Origin of the sequence: Gordonia sp. IEGM753 (assembly GCF_050321825.1) — a bacterium.
Classification (GTDB): domain Bacteria; phylum Pseudomonadota; class Gammaproteobacteria; order Pseudomonadales; family Pseudomonadaceae; genus Aquipseudomonas.
Window position 1 is genome coordinate 712,200 of sequence record NZ_JBNQGB010000002.1, and the last position, 20,387, is coordinate 732,586.

At 57.4% G+C, this 20,387-nt stretch carries 16 protein-coding genes; 7 read left to right on the forward strand and 9 right to left on the reverse strand.

The genetic code is table 11. From position 1 onward, the window contains the following. Positions 1 to 11 precede the first annotated feature (11 nt). Positions 12 to 1,070 (forward strand): calcium/sodium antiporter, encoded by a 1,059-nt coding sequence (locus ACQR3R_RS16260; RefSeq protein ID WP_428273437.1) that lies wholly within the window; start codon positions 12 to 14, stop codon positions 1,068 to 1,070. Further along, on the forward strand, positions 1,067 to 1,447 hold the full coding sequence (locus tag ACQR3R_RS16265) for a carboxymuconolactone decarboxylase family protein (RefSeq protein ID WP_428273295.1): 381 nt from the start codon (positions 1,067 to 1,069) through the stop codon (positions 1,445 to 1,447). Before ACQR3R_RS16260 ends, ACQR3R_RS16265 begins: the two co-directional genes overlap by 4 nt. 128 nt (positions 1,448 to 1,575) lie before the next feature. On the opposite strand, the gene ACQR3R_RS16270 is transcribed toward ACQR3R_RS16265, so the two are convergent. The 5 genes from ACQR3R_RS16270 to kdgD form a co-directional block, all read right to left on the reverse strand. Beyond that, positions 1,576 to 2,517 (reverse strand): AEC family transporter, encoded by a 942-nt coding sequence (locus ACQR3R_RS16270; protein WP_428273296.1) that lies wholly within the window; start codon positions 2,515 to 2,517, stop codon positions 1,576 to 1,578. 186 nt (positions 2,518 to 2,703) lie between these two features. After that, entirely contained in the window at positions 2,704 to 4,257 is a 1,554-nt protein-coding gene (gene garD / locus ACQR3R_RS16275) for a galactarate dehydratase (RefSeq protein WP_428273297.1), read from the reverse strand. Positions 4,258 to 4,268: 11 nt separating this feature from the next. Beyond that, on the reverse strand, positions 4,269 to 5,735 hold the full coding sequence (locus ACQR3R_RS16280) for a D-galactonate transporter (protein ID WP_428273298.1): 1,467 nt from the start codon (positions 5,733 to 5,735) through the stop codon (positions 4,269 to 4,271). 50 nt (positions 5,736 to 5,785) lie between these two features. Next, positions 5,786 to 7,231: an aldehyde dehydrogenase family protein gene (locus ACQR3R_RS16285; RefSeq protein ID WP_428273299.1), complete on the reverse strand. Its 1,446-nt coding sequence runs from the start codon at positions 7,229 to 7,231 to the stop codon at positions 5,786 to 5,788. A gap of 60 nt (positions 7,232 to 7,291) precedes the next feature. Beyond that, complete coding sequence (gene kdgD / locus ACQR3R_RS16290; RefSeq protein WP_428273300.1) at positions 7,292 to 8,203, reverse strand: 5-dehydro-4-deoxyglucarate dehydratase; 912 nt, start codon at positions 8,201 to 8,203, stop codon at positions 7,292 to 7,294. A gap of 272 nt (positions 8,204 to 8,475) precedes the next feature. Between kdgD and ACQR3R_RS16295 the strand changes: the two genes are divergently transcribed. Then, positions 8,476 to 8,853, forward strand: coding sequence for a hypothetical protein (locus tag ACQR3R_RS16295; protein WP_428273301.1), 378 nt, complete (start codon positions 8,476 to 8,478; stop codon positions 8,851 to 8,853). Between the two features lie 27 nt (positions 8,854 to 8,880). Here the strand turns inward: ACQR3R_RS16295 and ACQR3R_RS16300 are convergent, their stop codons facing one another. The 4 genes from ACQR3R_RS16300 to ACQR3R_RS16315 form a co-directional block, all read right to left on the reverse strand. Beyond that, a complete protein-coding gene (locus ACQR3R_RS16300; RefSeq protein WP_428273302.1) occupies positions 8,881 to 9,630 on the reverse strand; it encodes an FCD domain-containing protein in 750 nt (249 codons plus the stop codon). 268 nt (positions 9,631 to 9,898) lie between these two features. Further along, positions 9,899 to 11,626 carry an SbmA/BacA-like family transporter gene (locus tag ACQR3R_RS16305; RefSeq protein WP_428273303.1) on the reverse strand — a complete coding sequence of 576 codons (1,728 nt, stop codon included), beginning with the start codon at positions 11,624 to 11,626 and terminating at the stop codon, positions 9,899 to 9,901. Between the two features lie 97 nt (positions 11,627 to 11,723). Further along, positions 11,724 to 12,290 carry a response regulator transcription factor gene (locus ACQR3R_RS16310; RefSeq protein WP_045061485.1) on the reverse strand — a complete coding sequence of 189 codons (567 nt, stop codon included), beginning with the start codon at positions 12,288 to 12,290 and terminating at the stop codon, positions 11,724 to 11,726. Continuing rightward, complete coding sequence (locus ACQR3R_RS16315; protein WP_428273304.1) at positions 12,283 to 13,545, reverse strand: ATP-binding protein; 1,263 nt, start codon at positions 13,543 to 13,545, stop codon at positions 12,283 to 12,285. The genes ACQR3R_RS16310 and ACQR3R_RS16315 overlap by 8 nt, the downstream gene beginning before the upstream one ends. 363 nt (positions 13,546 to 13,908) lie before the next feature. On the opposite strand from ACQR3R_RS16315, the gene ACQR3R_RS16320 reads away from it, so the two are divergent. The 4 genes from ACQR3R_RS16320 to ACQR3R_RS16335 all read left to right on the forward strand — a co-directional run bounded on the left by ACQR3R_RS16320 (position 13,909) and on the right by ACQR3R_RS16335 (position 20,236). Further along, positions 13,909 to 14,625 carry an SIMPL domain-containing protein gene (locus ACQR3R_RS16320; protein WP_428273305.1) on the forward strand — a complete coding sequence of 239 codons (717 nt, stop codon included), beginning with the start codon at positions 13,909 to 13,911 and terminating at the stop codon, positions 14,623 to 14,625. 224 nt (positions 14,626 to 14,849) lie between these two features. After that, positions 14,850 to 16,451 carry an ABC transporter substrate-binding protein gene (locus ACQR3R_RS16325; RefSeq protein ID WP_428273306.1) on the forward strand — a complete coding sequence of 534 codons (1,602 nt, stop codon included), beginning with the start codon at positions 14,850 to 14,852 and terminating at the stop codon, positions 16,449 to 16,451. Positions 16,452 to 16,710: 259 nt separating this feature from the next. Next, positions 16,711 to 18,336 carry an ABC transporter substrate-binding protein gene (locus ACQR3R_RS16330; protein ID WP_428273307.1) on the forward strand — a complete coding sequence of 542 codons (1,626 nt, stop codon included), beginning with the start codon at positions 16,711 to 16,713 and terminating at the stop codon, positions 18,334 to 18,336. Positions 18,337 to 18,634: 298 nt separating this feature from the next. Next, on the forward strand, positions 18,635 to 20,236 hold the full coding sequence (locus ACQR3R_RS16335) for an ABC transporter substrate-binding protein (protein ID WP_428273308.1): 1,602 nt from the start codon (positions 18,635 to 18,637) through the stop codon (positions 20,234 to 20,236). The last annotated feature ends 151 nt before the right edge of the window (positions 20,237 to 20,387 follow it).

The window sequence follows — 20,387 nt, forward strand, 5'->3', positions numbered from 1 at the left end:
TGATCATCGTCATTGAGCTGCTCAGCGGTCTGGTTTTACTGATCGCTGGTGCCGAATTGATGGTGCGTGCCGCCGTACGTCTCGCTGCGCGGTTGCACGTTCGGCCGCTGATCATCGGGCTGACCATCGTCGCGCTCGGCAGCAGCGCGCCACAAATGGCGGTCAGCCTGCAAGCCACACTGGCTGCCAACGCCGACATCGCCGTTGGCAGCGTCATCGGCAGCAGTATTTTCAACATCCTTGTGACCTTGGGGCTCTCGGCCCTGATCATGCCGCTACGGGTTTCACGGCAATTGGTGCGGCTTGATATTCCGTTGATGATCGGTGCCAGCCTGCTGGTGTTTGTGCTGGCGTGGAATGAACAACTGACGCGCCTGGATGGGGTGATTCTGCTGGCTGCGCTGGCACTGTATCTGGGCTTGCTGCTGCGCCAGTCGCGGCACTCGGCTCGCCCGCCATCGACTGACCCACAACACCATGACGCACCGTGGTTCAGCAGTTTGCTGATGATTGCCGCAGGCCTCGCGATGCTCATATACGCCGGCCATTTGCTGCTGGGCGCGGCGGTGTCGGTTGCAACCGACCTCGGCTTGTCGGAGCGAATCATCGGCCTGACCATCGTTGCCATCTGCACCTCGCTACCAGAGTTGGCCACGTCGCTGATCGCCGCACTGCGCGGTCAACGGGATATCGCCGTGGGCAACGTGATCGGCAGCAACCTGTTCAATCTGTTGGGTGTGTTGGGCTTCACCGCACTGGTGGCGCCAACGCCGCTATCGGTATCACCCAACGCCCTGGATTTCGACCTGCCGGTGATGCTTGGTGTCGCCGTCCTGTGCCTGCCGCTGTTTTATACCGGCTACCGGGTGACGCGCGCCGAAGGCCTTTTGTGCCTGAGTTTGTACCTGGCGTACGGCCTGCACGTGGTGTCATTCACCACCGGCATGCCTTTGGCTGGCAAGCTCGAACACCTGATGCTGTTTTTCGTCCTGCCGGCGCTGGGGGCGTTTTTGCTGTTCTCGTCGCTGCGCGCCTGGCGTCGCCAACACCACAAGAAGGAAGTGCCATGACCGACCCTAAAAAACCTGGCGTTGAAGTGCGCCGTCAAGTGATGGGCGACGCTTTCGTCGACCGTGCGCTGGGCAACGCCACCGAGTTCACCCAGCCACTGCAGGATTTTGTGAATGAACACGCTTGGGGCGGTGTGTGGAATCGTGAAGGCTTGCCGCTGAAAACCCGCAGCCTTATTACGCTGGCTGCGTTGACTGCGCTCAAGTGTCCGCAAGAATTGAAAGGCCACGTACGCGGCGCGTTGAACAACGGTTGCACCGTAGAAGAGATTCGCGAGGCGCTGCTGCACTGCGCGGTGTACGCCGGCGTACCGGCAGCGATCGATGCGTTTCGCGCGGCGCAGGAAGTGATCGACACGTACCAGAAGCCTGAGTAATAGCCCGGCACCTTCGTTGTTAGGCAGATTGCTTTCGCGAGCAGGCTCGCTCCCACAGTTGAAATGCATTCCCTGTGGGAGCGAGCCTGCTCGCGATGAGGCCCTGAACGACACCACAGATCCCGGGGCTAAATCCAGCCGCCCCACTGCAACAAAAAGATCCCGATGTTGGTGGTCACCGCCGCCATCAATGTGGTGATCACGATGATCGCCGCCGCCAGCTCATGATTGCCATTGGCTTGCCGGGCCATGACGAAACTGGCGGCAGCTGTCGGGCTGCCGAAGTACAAAAACAGAATCCCCAACTCCGCCCCACGAAAACCCCACAACCACGCTCCCAACGTCGCCAGCACTGGCAGGCCGATCATCTTCACCAGGCTGGAGCTGAGCGCCATGCTGCCACTCTTGCGCAATGCCGCCAGCGACAATGTACCGCCAATGCAGATCAAGGCCAGCGGCAACGTGGTTTGCGCCAGGTATTGGCCAGACGTTTCCAGCCAGCCCGGCAGACTGATTTTGAAGTAAGCAAACGGTGCCGCAGCCAGCACACTGATGATCAGCGGGTTCGCCATTACACTCTTGAAGATGCTCCATGGATCAGACTTTATAACCGGGCTGTAAACCGCCAACACAATGGTCGACAGCGTGTTGTAAAACAGGATCACCAGTGCCGCGAGAATTGCCCCGAGGGAAATCCCGTAATCGCCATACATGCTCGCCGCAAGCGCCAGGCCAATCACCCCGTTGTTGCCGCGAAAAGCGCCTTGGGTGTAGATCCCCCGATCTTCAAGCGGGCACTTCCAGATCGCCCAGCCCCAGGCGATGGCAAAACACACAAGCGTTGCTATCGAGAAGTAGATCAGCAGCGCTGGCTGCAAAGCGGCATGCAGGTCGGCGTGCAGAATGCCCAGAAACAGCAACGCCGGCATGGTCACGTTGAAGACCAGTGCCGACGCCGTGTGGATGAAATTGTCGTTGATCCAGTCGATGCGCTTAAGCAACACACCCAGAAACAGCATGGCGAACACCGGCGCGGTGATGTTCAGTGTCTCGAGGAAAATTGCCAGCATGCCGGGAGTAACCTTGGGTGACCGTCGTTAGTAAGCTAATGATAAGCCACCGAGGACTTCGGCGTCTGGTGAACCGTTATCGCGAGCAGGCTCACTCCGCAGGAGATCTACTTTGCTGCACACATTGTGTGAACACTGAAGATCCCTGTGGGAGCGAGCCTGCTCGCGATGAACGATAACGCGGTGTTACGTGATCGGCGCAGGGTTGAACAAGGTGATGTCGTTATGCAGTTTGTGCTGCTCGGCCCACGTTTGTTTTTTGCCGCTGGCCACGTCCAGGTAGTAGTGAAACAACTCCCAGCCAAGCTCTTCTATCGAGGCCCGACCGGTTGCTATTCGCCCGGCATCGATGTCGATCAGATCCGGCCAGCGTTGTGCCAGCTCCGTGCGGGTCGAGACCTTTACCACCGGCGCCATTGCCAAACCGTAGGGCGTGCCGCGACCGGTGGTGAACACATGCAGGTTCATTCCCGCCGCCAACTGCAACGTGCCGCAGACAAAATCACTGGCCGGTGTCGCGCAAAAGATCAAGCCTTTGCGCTTGACCCGTTCGCCAGGGCCAAGCACCCCGTTGATTGCGCTGCTGCCGGATTTCACGATAGAGCCCAAGGACTTCTCGACAATGTTCGACAGCCCGCCCTTCTTGTTACCCGGCGTGGTATTGGCGCTGCGGTCCGCTTCACCTTTGGCCAGGTAACGGTCATACCAGTCCATTTCCCGCACCAATTGCTCGGCAACTTCCTTGGTTTCTGCACGGGAGGTCAGCAAGTAAATAGCATCGCGAACCTCCGTGACTTCGGAAAACATCACCGTCGCGCCAGCACGCAGCAACAAGTCTGAAGCGAAGCCCAACGCCGGGTTCGCGGTGATCCCCGAGAACGCATCGCTGCCACCGCACTGCATGCCAAGGATCAGTTCGGATGCCGGTACGGTTTCACGCCGGCGCTGATCAAGCTTCTTCAAACGGACTTCCGCCAACGCCATGATCTGCTCAATCATCTCGGTGAAGCCGTGACTGGAGTCCTGCAACCGGTACAGCCACGGCTCGCTCAAATCCACCGAACTGTCGTTGTCGTGCATCACTTGCCCGGCCTGCAGTTTTTCGCAGCCCAGGCTGATTACCAGTGCTTCACCGCCCAGGTTCGGATTGCGCGCCAGATTGCGCACGGTACGGATCGGGATGTAGGCATCGGTGGCGGTAATCGCCACGCCACAACCGTAGCTGTGCGTCAGTGCCACCACGTCATCGACATTCGGGTACTTGGGCAACAACTCGTCCTTGATACGTTTAACCGCGTGGTCCAGCACGCCGGTCACGCACTGCACGGTGGTGGTGATACCCAAAATATTGCGGGTACCGACAGTGCCGTCGGCATTGCGGTAGCCCTCGAACGTGAAACCTTCCAGCGGTGCCTGCGCCGCCGGCACTTCGGTGGACAGCGGCAAGCTGTCCAGTGGCGGTGCGGTGGGCATTCGCAATTGATCTTCCTTGACCCAGCTACCACGCGCAATCGGCTGCAATGCATAGCCAATCGTCTGGCCGTAACGAATCACCTGCCCGCCCTCGGGAATATCTTCCAGGGTGACTTTGTGGCTCTGTGGCACGAAATCCACAGTCACCAGGCCATCCGCGAACTCCGTACCGGCAGGCACACCTTGATCGTTAACCACGACCACTACGTTGTCCCGCTCGTGCAGGCGGATGTAGCGCGGCGAGTCGGAATGTTCAATCAACTGCATGACATCGCTCCTCAGGAATGCGCTTGTGACAATTTATTATGGGTTTGCGGACCGCTGACGGGTGGCTCTTTCAGTACCACACGTTTGATTGGCCCCACGATGACCAGGTAACTGAACACTGCAACCAACGCGTTGCACCCCACAAACACCAGCGCCCATTTGAACGAACCGGTAGCGCTGATGATGTAGCCGATGACAATCGGGGTAGTGATCGAGGCGATGTTGCCGAACATGTTGAACAGGCCACCGCTCAAACCGGCGATCTGTTTTGGCGAGGTGTCAGAAACCACCGCCCAGCCCAACGCACCCACGCCTTTGCCAAAGAATGCGAGGGCCATGAAACCCACCACCATCCATTCGATGTCGACGTAGTTGCACGCCACGATGCTGCTGGAAACCAGCAGGCCGGCAATGATCGGCGCCTTGCGGGCGAAGGTCAGGGAATGGCCCTTGCGCAGCAAATAATCAGAAATCACGCCACCCAGCACACCACCAATGAAGCCGCAGATCGCCGGCAGCGAAGCGATGAAACCCGCCTTGAGGATAGTCATCCCACGCTCCTGCACCAAATACACCGGAAACCAGGTCAGGAAGAAATACGTGATGCCGTTGATGCAGTATTGGCCAAGGTAGACGCCGAGCATCATGCGGTTGGTCAGCAACTGGCGGATGTAGTCCCACTTCGGACCGTCGACTTTTTTACCTTTGCCTTTGTCCTGGTCCATGTCGACCATGCCGCCGTTGTCGGCGATGTGCTGGAACTCGGCTTCATTGATCATCGGGTGCTGGCGTGGGCTGTGGATAACCTTTAGCCAGATCAGCGAGAACACCATGCCGATGCCCCCCATGACTACAAACACGTGCTGCCAGCCGAAGGTGTAAACAATCCAGCCCATCAGCGGTGCAAACAACACCGTGGCAAAGTATTGCGCCGAGTTGAAGATCGCCGACGCGGTGCCGCGTTCAGCCGTCGGGAACCAGGCTGCAACAATGCGTGCGTTGCCCGGGAAGGATGGCGCTTCTGCCAGGCCCACCAGAAAACGCAGCATGAACAGCGCAACGATGGCCGTGGACATGCCGAACTCGCCGACATAGCCCTGCAGAACGGTGAACAGCGACCAGGTGAAGATGCTTAACGCGTAAACCTTTTTCGAGCCAAAACGGTCGAGCAGCCAGCCACCGGGAATTTGCCCGGCGACGTAAGCCCAACCGAATGCAGAGAAAATGTAACCGAGGGTGACCGCGTCGATACCGAGGTCTTTTTGCAGGCTGGAACCTGCGATGGCGATGGTGGCACGGTCAGCGTAGTTGATGGTGGTCACCAGAAAAAGCATGAGCAGAATCAAATAACGGACGTGGGTCGGCTTGGTCGCTTGCATGTAGATGTACTCCCACTGATTATTTTTATGCGGGTAATTACGGTCTTTTTGTGTGGGGCTGGCCTGCCAGCGATGCGGGCACATCGGTATGTCAGTCACACCGCGTGATGCCATCGTTGGCAGGCCAGCTCCCACAGGTATTGCGTGTATCAGGAACCGACGTAGGCAGTTTTTACGACTGTGTAGAACTCTTGCGCGTAGCGACCTTGCTCGCGAGATCCATATGAAGAGCCTTTACGCCCGCCAAACGGAACGTGGTAATCCACACCAGCAGTCGGCAGGTTGACCATCACCATCCCGGCCTGGGAATGGCGTTTGAAGTGGTTGGCGTACTTCAGCGACGTAGTGGCAATGCCTGCCGACAGACCAAACTCGGTGTCGTTGGCCATGGCCAGCGCTGCGTCGTAATCGGCAACGCGGACGATATTGGCCACTGGGCCGAAGATCTCTTCGCGGCTGATACGCATCGCCGCTTCACTGTCGGCAAACAGAGTTGGCGCCAGGTAGTAACCCTCGGTATCGCAGGTCACCAGACCGCCGCCACTGACCAGACGCGCACCTTCGCTCTGGCCGATGTCGATGTACTTCAGGTCTTGGTCAAGCTGAGCCTGGGAAACCACCGGACCGATGTCGGTGCCGGTTTTCAGCGCGTGGCCAACCTTGATCGACTTCATGCGCTCGGCCATCGCTTCAACGAACTTGTCGTGAATACCGGCCGTCACGATGAAGCGACTGGAGGCAGTGCAGCGCTGGCCGGTGGAGTAGAACGCGCTCTGTACCGACAACTCGACCGCTTGCTTGAGGTCGGCATCGTCGAGAATGATCTGCGGGTTCTTGCCGCCCATTTCCAGCTGAACCTTGGCCTGGCGTGACACACAGCTGACGGCGATCTGACGACCCACACCCACCGAACCGGTGAAGCTGATGCCATCGACTTTCGGGCTCTGCACCAGTGCATCGCCTACTACGCGACCGCTGCCCATCACCAGGTTGAACACACCGGCCGGGAAACCTGCGCGAGAAATGATTTCTGCCAGCGCCCAAGCGCAGCCTGGTACCAGATCCGCGGGCTTCAATACCACACAATTGCCATAGGCCAGGGCCGGGGCGATTTTCCAGGCAGGGATCGCAATCGGGAAGTTCCACGGTGTGATCAACCCGACCACGCCCAGCGCTTCGCGAGTGACTTCAACGTTCACACCCGGACGCACTGAAGGCAGGTAATCGCCGGAGAGGCGCAGGCACTCACCGGCGAAGAATTTGAAAATGTTGCCGGCGCGAGTCACTTCGCCAATTGCCTCGGGCAAGGTCTTGCCTTCTTCACGGGCGAGCAAGGTACCGAGTTCTTCGCGGCGAGCGAGGATTTCAGTACCCACTTTATCCAGCGAATCGTGACGCGCCTGAATGCCCGAAGTGGACCAGGCCGGGAACGCGGCGCGAGCGGCATCGATGGCGGCATGAACCTGAGCCAGATCAGCCTTGGCGTATTCACCGATGGTGTCGGTCAACTCGGACGGGTTGATGTTACTGCAGTAGTCGGTGCCGGCGACCCATTGGCCGCCGATGTAGTTATCGAAACGCTTTGCATCTGACACAGGCATTCTCCTCACGCAAAAGGCCGCTGATCACTCAGCGGCCTTGTTTAATCGGTTGTGTTATTGAGCACCTTGCTTGTCGATCAGCGCGGCGAGCATTTCGTACTCTTCGCCGGTCAGATCGGTCAGTGGCGCACGCACAGGACCTGCGTCGAAGCCCGAAATTTTTGCCCCTGCCTTGACGATGCTGACCGCATAACCCGCTTTGCGGTTACGAATGTCCAGGTATGGCAGGAAGAAATCGTCAATGATCTTGCCCACGGTGGCGTGATCTTCGCGAGCAATGGCGTGGTAGAAATCCATCGCGGTTTTCGGGATGAAGTTGAACACTGCGGAGGAGTAAACCGGTACGCCCAATGCCTTGTAGGCGGCAGCGTAGACTTCTGCGGTCGGCAAACCACCCAGGTAGCTGAAGCGGTCACCGAGGCGGCGACGAATCGACACCATCAACTCGATATCGCCCAGGCCATCCTTATAGCCGATCAAGTTCGGGCAGCGCTCAGCCAGGCGTTCCAGCAACGGAGCCGTCAGGCGGCAGACGTTACGGTTGTAGACCACCACGCCGATCTTGACCGATTTGCACACGGCCTCAACGTGAGCGGCAACGCCGTCCTGGCTAGCTTCGGTCAGATAGTGCGGCAGCAACAACAGACCTTTGGCGCCCAGGCGTTCGGCTTCTTGAGCGTATTCGATGGCTTGACGGGTCGAGCCACCCACACCGGCCAGAATCGGCACGCTGGTTTCACAGGTGTCGACGGCAGTCTTGATGATTTCCGAATATTCGCTGGCCGCCAGAGAGAAGAACTCACCGGTGCCGCCCGCAGCAAACAAAGCCGAGGCGCCGTATGGGGCCAGCCATTCGAGACGCTTGATGTAACCAGCGCGATGGAAATCGCCCTGAGCATTGAAGTCGGTTACCGGGAAAGACAGCAGACCGGAAGAGAGGATGGACTTCAGTTCTTGTGGATTCATTATTCGAACACCCTGGTAGCACGTTGTGAGAAAACCATTCAGCCGATGGCTAAGTTGTAGGTCATCGTACAACTTAAAATACAACCGTCAACTGAATTTCTTCGCCAAGGGGGAATTTTGCGCAAACGAAGTGAAGTTCACTGCACAAACCACTGGTCGCTACTGTTATTTCTGACAGTAGGAAATAAGGGGAACGAGGGAGATAACGCTAGCTGTCAGCGCGAACAGGTTAACCTCGGCGCTGCTGCCCCTGACATCAAAGGAGATTGATCATGGAACTTGCAGCCCCCAGCCTCACACAAACCTCAACCGGAAATTCCTCCGCAGATATCGTCATATCTTTGTCGAAACTGAATGCCCCATTGGAAGTCATCATTCCAGACTCGGCCGACATCCCCGCGGAAAACGACGTTTACGCAATTCTCGGAAATGATGAAGAGAATCCGGACTGGCTAGGCGCAAAGGTTCAAGCCGGGCGATGGAACGACGCAACCGAGGAACCCGAAAGGGCGTTGGGCCTGAAAGTGTATGTCTCCAAAAAAGAACTGGAGCGCTATGAAAACAATACCGTCGTGCTGCGCTACCAAACCAGCGGCGAATCCAGTATGACCGCGACTTCGCATGCACTGAAATTACACATCACGGCTTAGCTCACACTGCACTTCGCAAAGCGGGGATTAACCTCGCTGCGCCTCGGCCTCTTCATGCGCGTGACGCAGACGTTCGCGGCTATTGGTCAGGTGCAAGCGCATCGCCGCGCGCGCGGCATCAGAGTCCTGGCGCGCAATGGCGTCGTAGATCTCTTCGTGCTCACGGCTTAGACGGCTCATGTAGTGTTGCTGGTCGTCATGGGCCAGCCGCGCGGAGTTGAGCCGGGTACGCGGAATGATGCTGGTGCCCAGGTGCGTCATGATGTCGGTGAAGTAGCGGTTGCCGGTCGACAACGCGATTTGCAGGTGGAATTGGAAGTCAGACCCCACGGCATCGCTGGCGTGGGATGCGCTTTCATTGAGTGCGTCCAGCGCCGCCCTCATCAGCCCAAGCTGTTCGGGGTTGCGGCGTTGCGCCGCGAGACCGGCAGATTCCACTTCAAGACTGATGCGTAATTCGAGGATCGCCAGCACATCACGCAGTGTGACCACGGTGGCCGGGTCAATACGAAAACCACTTGGGCTTGGCGTGTCCAACACAAAGGTGCCGATACCATGGCGGGTTTCGACTTGCCCGGCGGCCTGCAAGCGGGAAATCGCTTCGCGCACCACAGTGCGACTGACGCCGTGCGCGTCCATGATCGCCGATTCGGTGGGCAACTTGTCGCCGCGCTTGAGCAGACCGTCGCGGATCTGCTCTGACAGCACCGTCACCAATTCCTGAGCGAGGCTGCGGCGCTTGCGAGGTAGGCGAGGTACGTCGATCGGGTTTTCCATGGTGAACATCTGTCTCAAAAATTCGGCTGAAACAGCATGATAGCTCAACACGGTTGTACGATCACCTCCCTCCCATGCGGAGCCGCATGGCGAGGGGATTTATCCCCGTTGGATGGCAAAGCCATCCCCCAGCTACCTAAACCAATACGACGGCTGCGCCGTCGAACGGGGGATAAATCACCTCACCACAAAACCCAATCACTACAAAACCCACTCACCGCAAAATCCATTCACTGGAACACCTGGCCGCCAGGCGCGGCGGTGGCGTTTATGCGGTTACGGCCTGATCCACCAGATGACCATTGTCGATACGAACGTGCCGTGGATGGAAGCGCTTCAGGCTGCTGCGATGTCCGACGCTGACAATGCTCAGCCCCGGTATTTCATCGATCAAGGCCTGATACAGCGAGGCCTCGTCTTCCTCATCCATTGCCGACGTTGCTTCGTCCATGTACAGCCATTGCGGTGCGAAGAGCAGTGCACGGGCAAACGCCAAACGCTGCTGCTCACCCGGCGAGAGTAAACGCTGCCAGTGGTTCGCTTCATCCAGACGCGCTACCAGGTGCGGCAACCGGCATTTTTCCAAGACATGAACGTAGCGGTCTTCGCTGTACGTGTCGCCAGCCTGTGGATAACTCAACGCCTCACGCAGCGTGCCGATCGGCAAGTACGGTTTTTGCGGCAAGAACAGATAACGTGCTGCCGGCAGACGAATGCTGCCATGGCCCGCTGGCCACAAATGCCCCATGGCGCGCAGCAACGTTGATTTACCACTGCCGGAGCGACCACTGACCATCACGCGCTCGCCCTCTTCCACGGTCATATCGCCACTGGTCAACAAGTGACGACCATCCGCGAGATCCAGCCCAAGGTTGTGCACTTTCAACGCCGAGCCGACGTTCTGTACGTCGATGGCCGGGGCACGTTCTTCGTTGTCGCTCATCGCCTGACGGAAACTCAACAGACGATCACACGTGGCGCGCCATGCAGCCAGGTCAGAATAAGCACTGATAAACCAGCTGAAATTCTCCTGGACGTTGCCGAACGCGGAGTTGATTTGCATCAGCTCACCCAGTTCGATCTTGCCGGCGAAATAACGCGGAGCGGCCACGATGAAGGGGAAGATGATCGCGATCTGGCCATACCCGGAGGTGAAAAAGGTCAGGCGCTTGGACACGCGCATGATGTCCCAGAAGTTGTGCCAGACCAGGCCAAAACGCGTGCTCAGACGACGGTTTTCGTTCGGTTCGCCGTTGTACAGCGCGATACTTTCAGCGTTCTCACGAACCCGGACCATGGAAAAACGCAAGTCGGCTTCGAAGCGTTGTTGTTGGTTGTTCAGGCCAATCAAACGACGACCAATCAGGTGAGTCAGCCAGCTACCGACGGCCGCGTACACCAGCGCGCACCAGAACATATAGCCGGGAACAGTGAAGCCAAATACTTCAATACTGCCCGAAACGCCCCACAAAATAATTGAGAACGACACCAGGCTGACCACGTTACGGATCAAGCCGAGCCCCAGCCCCAACGTATTGGAGGTGAAGCTGTTGAGGTCTTCGGAAATCCGCTGGTCCGGGTTATCGGTGTAACCGCCCTGCTCCAGCTGGTAGTAGTTCTTGTTGCCAAGCCAGCGGGCAAAGTGTTTCTCGGTCAGCCAGGCGCGCCAGCGAATCGTCAGCATCTGCGTCAGGTAGAGCCGGTACACCGCGCCCAAAATCGCCACGGCGGCAATGCCGCAGAAATACAGGATGAGTTGCCAGAAAGCCGCCTCATCCTTCTTCTGCAACGCGTTGTAAAAATCCTTGTACCAACTGTTGATCCATACCGAAATCGCCACGCTGAAGAGCGATAGCGCAATCACTGCAATCAACAACGTCCAGGCCTTGCCCTTCTCTTCGCTGCGCCAGTAAGGCGTGGTCATTGCCCAGACCTTGCGAAAAAACTGCCCGCGCACAGCATCGTTGACCGCGGAATATTCAGCGTTCTGATTCATGGATAAGGCTCGATAAAGAAAAGAACACACACGAACCGATCATAGATGATCGGTTCGGTTTGTCGCGAGAAGCGGCCCGCATTCGTTCAGCGCAGGTTCAGCGGCGAACGGGACGTTTCTGCAGTTTGCGCTGCAGGGTGCGGCGGTGCATGCCCAAGGCGCGGGCAGTGGCGGAGATGTTGCCTTCATGTTCGGTCAGTACGCGCTGAATGTGCTCCCACTGCAGACGGTCCACCGACATCGGGTTTTCCGGCACCAGCGTGTCGAGGTCAGCGTGTTCGGAGAGCAGCGCGGCCAGCACATCGTCGGCGTCCGCCGGTTTGCACAAGTAATTGCAGGCACCGCGTTTGATCGCCTCGACGGCGGTGGCAATGCTCGAATAACCGGTGAGGATCACCACGCGCATTTCCGGGTCCAGCTCAAGCAGCTTGGGCAGCAATACCAGGCCCGAGTCGCCGTCCATTTTCAGGTCCAGTGCGGCGTAGTCCGGCAAGTCGGCTTGAGCGATGGTCAGGCCTTCTTCGGCGGAACCCGCAGTGCTCACGCGAAAACCACGGCGAGCCATGGCGCGGGCCATCACCCGGGTAAAGGTTGCGTCGTCGTCTACCAACAGCAAATGCGGCAGTTCTTCGCCTTCGCCTTCGACTTGAATATCGTCACTCATGTTCGTCTCCTCGGGCAACACGGGGCAGGCGCAGCTCGGTGAGCGTACCGCCTTCCTCATGACTGTAGAGTTTCACTGAGCCGCCGGCGCGTGTCACGCTTGCCTTGCTCAAAAACAGGCCCAGGCCGAAACCTTTGCCCTTGGTGGTAAAAAACGGTTTGCCGATTTGTTCTGCAATGGCCAGTGGCACACCGGCACCGTGGTCGCGAATGCTGATGGTCAAATCGTCGGCATTCCAATCCAGGGTCACTTGCAAGCCTTCAGGGCATGCGTCGGCAGCGTTGTTCAGCAAATTGAGGAGCGCTTGCGTCAAATCCGGCGGCGGCGCCAGGCGCGGCACAGTGCCTTGGCCCAGACGCTGGAAGCGGTAACTGGCCTCCGGACGCATCAAGTGCCAGCGATTCAACGCCTCGTCGAGCCAATCGGTAACGTCCTGCATCTCTACCGCCAAACGGCGATTGGCCTCGGCGGCGCGCACCAATTGCTGCAAGGTTTGTTTGCAGAGTTTGACTTGATCCTGCAGCACCTTCAGATCGTCCTGCAACATGGGGTCTGGATGGTCCTGCTGCATTTCCTTGAGCAGCACGCTCATGGTCGCAAGCGGGGTGCCCAGTTCATGGGCGGCACCGGCCGCCTGCGTCGCAACAGCGAGCAATTGCTGGTCGCGCAGGCCTTCTTCGCGGCGAATGGCGCGCAACTCTTCCTGGCGACGCAGCTCTTCGGCCATGCGCGCGGCGAAGAAGGTGATGACCGCAGCGGCCAGCGCGAAACTCAACCACATTCCGTAGACCTGCAGGCTTTCGCGCGCGATCGGAAAGGTTTGCAGCGGATAGAAACGCGCCAGCAACAAGGTGTACATCGTCAAGGCGATGCCGGACAAAATCACCGAATAGCGCCATGGCAACGTCACGGCGGCGATGGTCAGCGGCACCAGGTAATAAGAGACAAACGGGTTGGTCGAACCACCGGAGAAATACAACAGGGCGCTGTGGATAAACAGGTCACAGGCCAGTTGCACGGCGTATTCGAGTTCGGTCACCGGCCATGTGGTACGCAAGCGAATCGCCGTGAACGCACACAACAACATCGAGCAACCGAGCGTCGCAGCCAATTGAAACCAGGGCAGTGGCAACAAGTCGAGCCAGTAGGCCAGGCCCACGGAACCGGCCTGAGCGGCGAGTACCAGCGTGCGGATGAACGTCAGCCGCCAGAGGTTCTGGCGAGTAGCGGAAGTGATTTGAACGGGGGCGAGCATGAGCTCTCCTGATGAGTGCTCCAGGCGGATCGCACGGAGTATAACCAAGCCGTGGCCTCAGGGGAGAAAGTGCGGCAAACGACCACATGGGCGAATGCCTTGGAGGTTTTTGTGGCGAGGGGGTTTATGGCTGTTCGGCTGCGAAGCCGTCGCAAACATCGTCCTGAAACTGGCGGGCAAGAATCGCTTGTGAATTTTGGCGCGGCTTCGCCACCCAACGGGGATAAATTTCCTCACCACAGGTTCAGCCTCAAACCATCTGTATAGAAGTTGTAACTGGGCGAACTGGATCATTGAAGCTAGAGTCTGATGGTTTCACGCAGGCTAGGACCTTAACCCCTGCGCACAGTCCAAGGAGTTTTCATGCACACTTTCCGCCGCAGCGCCGCCCTCCTCGCCCTCAGTGCTGGCACCGTCGCCAGCCTCCCGGCCCTCGCCGCCGACGAACTGCATTACAACCAGATCTCCCTGCGCGCCGAAGTCAGCCAGGAAGTGGCTCGCGACCTGATGATCGTGACGCTCTATACCGAAGATCAGAACAGCGATCCGGCCAAGCTTGCCGCCGACGTCAGCACCACCATGAACAAGGCACTGGCCCAGGCCAAGCAAGTCAAAGACATCACCTTGCGTCAGGGCAGCCGCAACAGCTACCCGATTTACGACACCAAGGGCCAGAAAATCACTGGCTGGCGTGAACGCGCCGAACTTCGCCTGGAAAGCTCGGACTTTGCCGCGCTGTCGAAGCTGACCGGCGAATTGCTCACCGACCTGAAAATGGGCGGCATGGATTTCGCTATCGCCACGCCAACCCGCAAGGCCAGTGAAGATGCGCTGCTTAAAGACGCGGTCACCGCGTTCAAGGCTCGCGCTCAACTGGCCACCGAGGCATTGGGCGGCAAGGGCTACAAAATCGTTAACCTGAACCTGAACAGCAACGGTTATCCACAACCGTACATGCGCGGGCCGATGATGATGAAAGCCGCCAGCATGGACGCCGCGCCAGTGACGCCAGACGTCGAGGCCGGCACTAGCCAGGTCAGCATGACCGCAGACGGCTCGATTGAAGTGTTGCTGCCTTGATGCACGCGTGGGTCAGTCGCAGCGTTATTGATTGACCCACCGCTTCGCGAGCAGGCTCGCACCCACAGGGGAATGCATTTCAATGTGGGAGGTGTTAGCGAGCCCGCTCGCGTTAGCGGTCTATGCCCAGATAGAGGGACACCCTGAAAAAACGGTATTTCCGCCCTCTGCGCCAACACAGCTACTCTGAGGAAAATGACGCTGCCCACATCCTCGGGGACTCCATGCAAAGAACCACCGTCAAACCATTGCTGCTCGCTCTAGCTATCGCAACCACCGCGCCACTGGCTCAGGCCGCCACAACCCTGGTCTACTGCTCCGAAGCCAGCCCGGCGGGTTTCGATCCCAGCCAATACACCAGCGGCACCGACTTCGACGCTTCCGCCGAAACGGTATTCAACCGCCTCACACAATTCAAACGCGGCGGCACAGAAGTGGAACCCGGACTGGCAACCCGCTGGGACATTTCCAGCGATGGCCTCAGTTACACCTTCCACCTGCGCGACGGTGTGAAGTTTCACACCACCGACTATTTCACCCCGACTCGCGATTTTAATGCCGACGACGTGTTGTTCACCTTCCAGCGGCTGCTCGATCCGGACAATGCTTTTCGCAAAGCTTACCCCGCTGAATCGCCCTACTTCACCGACATGGACCTGAACAAAACGATCAAGAGCGTCGACAAAATCGACGAGCACACCGTGCGTTTCAGCCTCAACAACATCGATGCGGCGTTCATTCAGAACCTGGCAATGAGTTTTGCCTCGGTGCAATCCGCCGAGTACGGCGCTCAACTGTTAAAAGAAGGCAAAGCCGCGGACATCAACCAGAAGCCCATCGGCACTGGCCCGTTTGTGTTCAAGCGCTATCAAAAGGACTCGCAGATCCGCTACACCGCCAACAAGGCGTACTGGAAACCCGAGGACATAAAAATCGACAATCTGGTGTTCTCGATCACCCCGGATGCCGCCGTTCGTTTGCAGAAACTCAAGGCCGGCGAATGCCAGGTCAGCGGCTATCCGCGCCCTGCCGACATTGAAGTGATGGAACAAGACCCCAACTTGCGCGTGCTCAAGCAAGCAGGCTTCAACCTTGGCTTCCTGGCCTACAACGTGACCCATCCGCCGCTGGATCAACTCAAGGTGCGCCAGGCGCTGGACATGGCCATCGACAAACCGGCAATCATCAAAGCGGTCTACCAGAGTGCCGGGCAACTGGCCCAAAACGCTTTGCCACCGGCACAGTGGTCATATGACCCAAACATCAAAGACGCACCTTATGACCCGACAAAGGCACGCGAACTGCTAAAAGAAGCAGGCGTAGCACCCGGTACCACTATCAATCTGTGGGCCATGACCGTGCAGCGCGCCTCGAACCCGAATGCGCGAATGTCGGCCCAGATGATCCAGCAGGATTGGGCGAAGGTCGGGATCAACGCCAATATCGTCAGCTACGAGTGGGGCGAATACATCAAGCGCGCCAAGAACGGTGAACACGACGCGATGATTTATGGCTGGACCGGCGATAACGGTGACCCGGACAACTGGCTCGGTGTGCTTTACAGCTGTGCCGCCGTAAAAGGCAGCAACTACGCGAAGTGGTGCGACCCGGCTTACGACAAGCTTGTGCAGCAGGCCAAGGTTTCGACTGATAAACAGCAGCGGATCAAACTTTATCAACAGGCTCAGCAAATTCTGAAGCAACAGGTTCCGATTACGCCCATCGCGAACTCAACCGTGTTTCAGCCTCTGCGCAAGGAAGTGACTGACTTCAAAATCAGCCCATTTGGCCTCACACCGTTCTACGGGGTGGGTATAAATAAGTAACACCCAGCGCCAACCGGGTGCGCAAAGCACCCGAAACGCACTGCCTTGGTGCGTCAATTGCACTGTAAAAATCACGCGCAAACGATCAAATGCGTCAAAAATTATACATATGCGACATTAAGGTACGCTCGTACCACTGTTTAACGCTTGTGGCCGCTACTGTTCTTGCAATGGGTACGACCCCTGCATAAGTATCCGCAGGCACGACTCACGAGGTCGTCCTCTAATTCCAAAAATGACAACAAATCATGAGGCCACCATGCTTAAACACGCGGTCATTCCGTTTTTAGTCAGCGCAGGCTTATTAGTTAGCGCTCCTTTCGCCCAAGCGGCGACTAACCTGGTGTTTTGCTCCGAAGGGAGCCCGGCCGGTTTTGATCCTGGTCAGTACACCACCGGAACCGACTTCGACGCCTCTGCAGAAACCATGTTCAACCGCCTGACCCAGTTCGAGCGCGGCGGCACCGCTGTTGTTCCTGGCCTGGCAACCAAGTGGGACATCTCTGACGATGGCCTGACTTACACCTTCCACTTGCGTGAAGGCGTGAAGTTCCATACCACCCCGTATTTCAAGCCAACTCGCGAGTTCAACGCTGACGACGTGCTGTTCACCTTTAATCGCATGATTAACAAGGATGACCCGTTCCGTAAGGCCTACCCGACTGAATTCCCGTACTTCACCGACATGGGGATGGACACCAACATCACCAAGATCGATAAAGTCGACGACCACACCGTCAAGTTCACCCTCAAGGAAGTTGACGCCGCGTTCATCCAGAACATGGCCATGAGCTTCGCTTCGGTGCAATCTGCCGAATACGCGGCACAGCTGCTCAAGGAAGGCAAAGCCTCCGACATCAACCAGAAGCCGATCGGCACTGGTCCGTTTGTGTTCAAGAGCTACCAGAAAGATTCCAACATCCGCTACACCGGGAACAAGGATTACTGGAAGCCTGAAGACGTCAAGATCGACAACCTGATCTTCGCCATCACCACTGACCCGTCAGTGCGTATTCAGAAGCTGAAAAAGAACGAGTGCCAGATCACTCTGTTCCCACGCCCGGCCGACCTGAAGGCGTTGCAGGAAGACAAGACCCTGAAAGTGCCTGACCAGGCTGGTTTCAACCTGGGTTACATCGCCTACAACGTGATGGACAAGGTCAAGGGCAGCGACCAACCAAACCCGCTGTCGCAGCTTAAAGTGCGTCAAGCGCTGGACATGGCCGTCAATAAACAGCAAATCATCGACTCGGTTTACCAAGGTGCAGGCCAATTGGCCGTTAACGCCATGCCGCCGACCCAATGGTCCTACGACACCACCATCAAAGATGCCAAGTACGACCCTGAGAAAGCCAAAGAGCTGCTCAAGGAAGCAGGCGTCAAGGAAGGCACCGAAATCGTTCTGTGGGCGATGCCGGTTCAGCGTCCGTACAACCCTAACGCCAAACTGATGGCCGAAATGCTGCAGTCCGACTGGGCGAAGATCGGCCTTAAGGTCAAGATCGTCAGCTACGAGTGGGGCGAGTACATCAAACGCTCCAAGGGCGGCGAGAACCAGGCCATGCTGATTGGCTGGAGCGGCGACAATGGTGATCCGGATAACTGGCTGAACGTGCTGTTCGGCTGCGATTCGCTGCAGGGCAACAACTTCTCCAAGTGGTGCGACAAGAAGTTCGACGGCATCGTCAAGGAAGCCAAGCGCACGACCGATCAGTCCAAGCGCATCGAGCTGTACAAACAAGCGCAACACGTCCTCAAGGACGCCGTTCCAATGACACCTATCGCTCACTCGACGGTGTTTCAACCCATGCGCACTACTGTGCAGGACTTCAAGATCAGCCCGTTTGGCTTGAACTCCTTCTATGGTGTCAGCGTCAGCAAATAAGGTTTTGCAACGGCGACGTTACTGACGTCGCCGTTGCTTTATCTACCGAGAAAACAGGAAGACGCCCGCCTCCGAATCTGCGTAGTACAGCAGGAGCCTCGGACGCGTTGCTATTTCCTATGAGTTTTTAGGACTCTTCGTATTTACTGCCAGACTCACGGACGTTGTCCGTCGGGTTCTGACCAGTTCATGCGTGGGCCTCGGTTTTGCAGCACGTGATGGTTTGAGATTCAGTGGTATCGCCATGCGCTGCAGGGCGGCTCATTGAAAACATTTAGAGAACGAGTAAGGAAGCGTCATGCGCAATACCTTGGTTTTATCCACATTGCTGGGCACCGGCCTGTTGGCCGCCACTTCCATAAGCCAGGCCGCCAATAACAGCCTGGTGTTCTGCTCCGAAGGCAGCCCCGCTGGCTTCGATACCGCGCAGTACACGACCGCGACCGATAACGATGCCGCAGAGCCGTTGTACAACCGATTGGTGGAATTCGAAAAAGGCGCCACCAGCGTCGTACCAGGTCTGGCAACGAGTTGGGATATTTCCGAGGACGGCCTCAAATACACATTTCACCTGCGTGAAGGGGTGAAATTTCACACCACCCGTTACTTCAAGCCCACCCGTGATTTCAATGCCGATGACGTGCTGTTCACGTTCAATCGCATGCTTGATCCACAACAGCCATTCCGCAAGGCTTATCCAACCGAGTTCCCCTACTTCAACGGGATGAGCCTGAACAAGAACATTGCCAAGGTCGAGAAGACCGGGCCGCTGACGGTGGTCATGACGCTCAACAGCGTGGACGCCGCGTTCATCCAGAACATCGCCATGAGTTTTGCTGCCATTTTGTCTGCCGAATATGCCGACACGTTGATGGCCTCAGGCAAACCGAGCGACATCAACCAGAAGCCGATTGGCACTGGCCCGTTCGTGTTCAAGAGTTACCAGAAAGATTCCAACATCCGTTACACCGGCAACAAACAGTACTGGGACCCAAGCCGGGTCAAACTCGATAACCTGATTTTTGCAATCAACACCGACGCGTCGGTACGCGTGCAAAAACTCAAGGCCAACGAGTGCCAGATAACCCTGCATCCACGCCCTGCCGATGTGGCGGCCCTGAAGAACGACGCGAAACTGAAGCTCATCGAGAAGCCAGGTTTCAACCTCGGCTACATCGCCTACAACGTTCGCCACAAGCCTTTTGACCAGTTGGAAGTACGTCAGGCGCTGGACATGGCGGTGAACAAGCCCAGCATTCTCAACGCCGTTTACCAGGGCGCCGGGCAGTTGGCGGTCAACGCCATGCCTCCAACGCAATGGTCCTACGACGAGACCATCAAAGACACTGAGTACAACCCGGAAAAAGCCAAGCAATTGCTCAAGGCTGCCGGCGTAAAAGAAGGCACCGAAATCACCCTCTGGGCGATGCCGGTTCAGCGCCCTTACAACCCGAACGCCAAATTGATGGCCGAAATGCTCCAGGCTGACTGGGCGAAAATCGGCCTCAAGGTCAAGATCGTCAGCTACGAATGGGGCGAGTACATCAAACGCACCAAGAACGGCGAGCATGACATCAGCCTGATTGGCTGGACCGGTGACAATGGCGACCCGGACAACTGGCTCGGCACGCTTTACAGCTGCGATGCCATTGGCGGCAATAACTACTCCATGTGGTGCGATCCGGCTTACGACAAGCTGATCAAACAGGCCAAGATCGTCACCGATCGCGACCAGCGCACCGTGCTTTACAAACAAGCGCAGCAGTACCTCAAACAGCAGGTACCGATCACGCCAATTGCCCACTCGACGGTCAACCAGCCGTTAAGCGCCAAAGTCGAAGGATTCAAGGTGAGTCCATTCGGCCGCAACGTGTTCTCGGGCGTCAGTATCGACCAATAACCGATTAGCCAAAACGCAGGGGGCGGAGTCCGCCCTCACGCAAGCGTATTGCCGTAATTCGCCAATTTTGCTGATAGCAAACGTTTGCGATGCTTGAATGAGTTCAAAACCAATAGCCGGATCACAAAAAAAGACCGGCATAAAAAAAAGA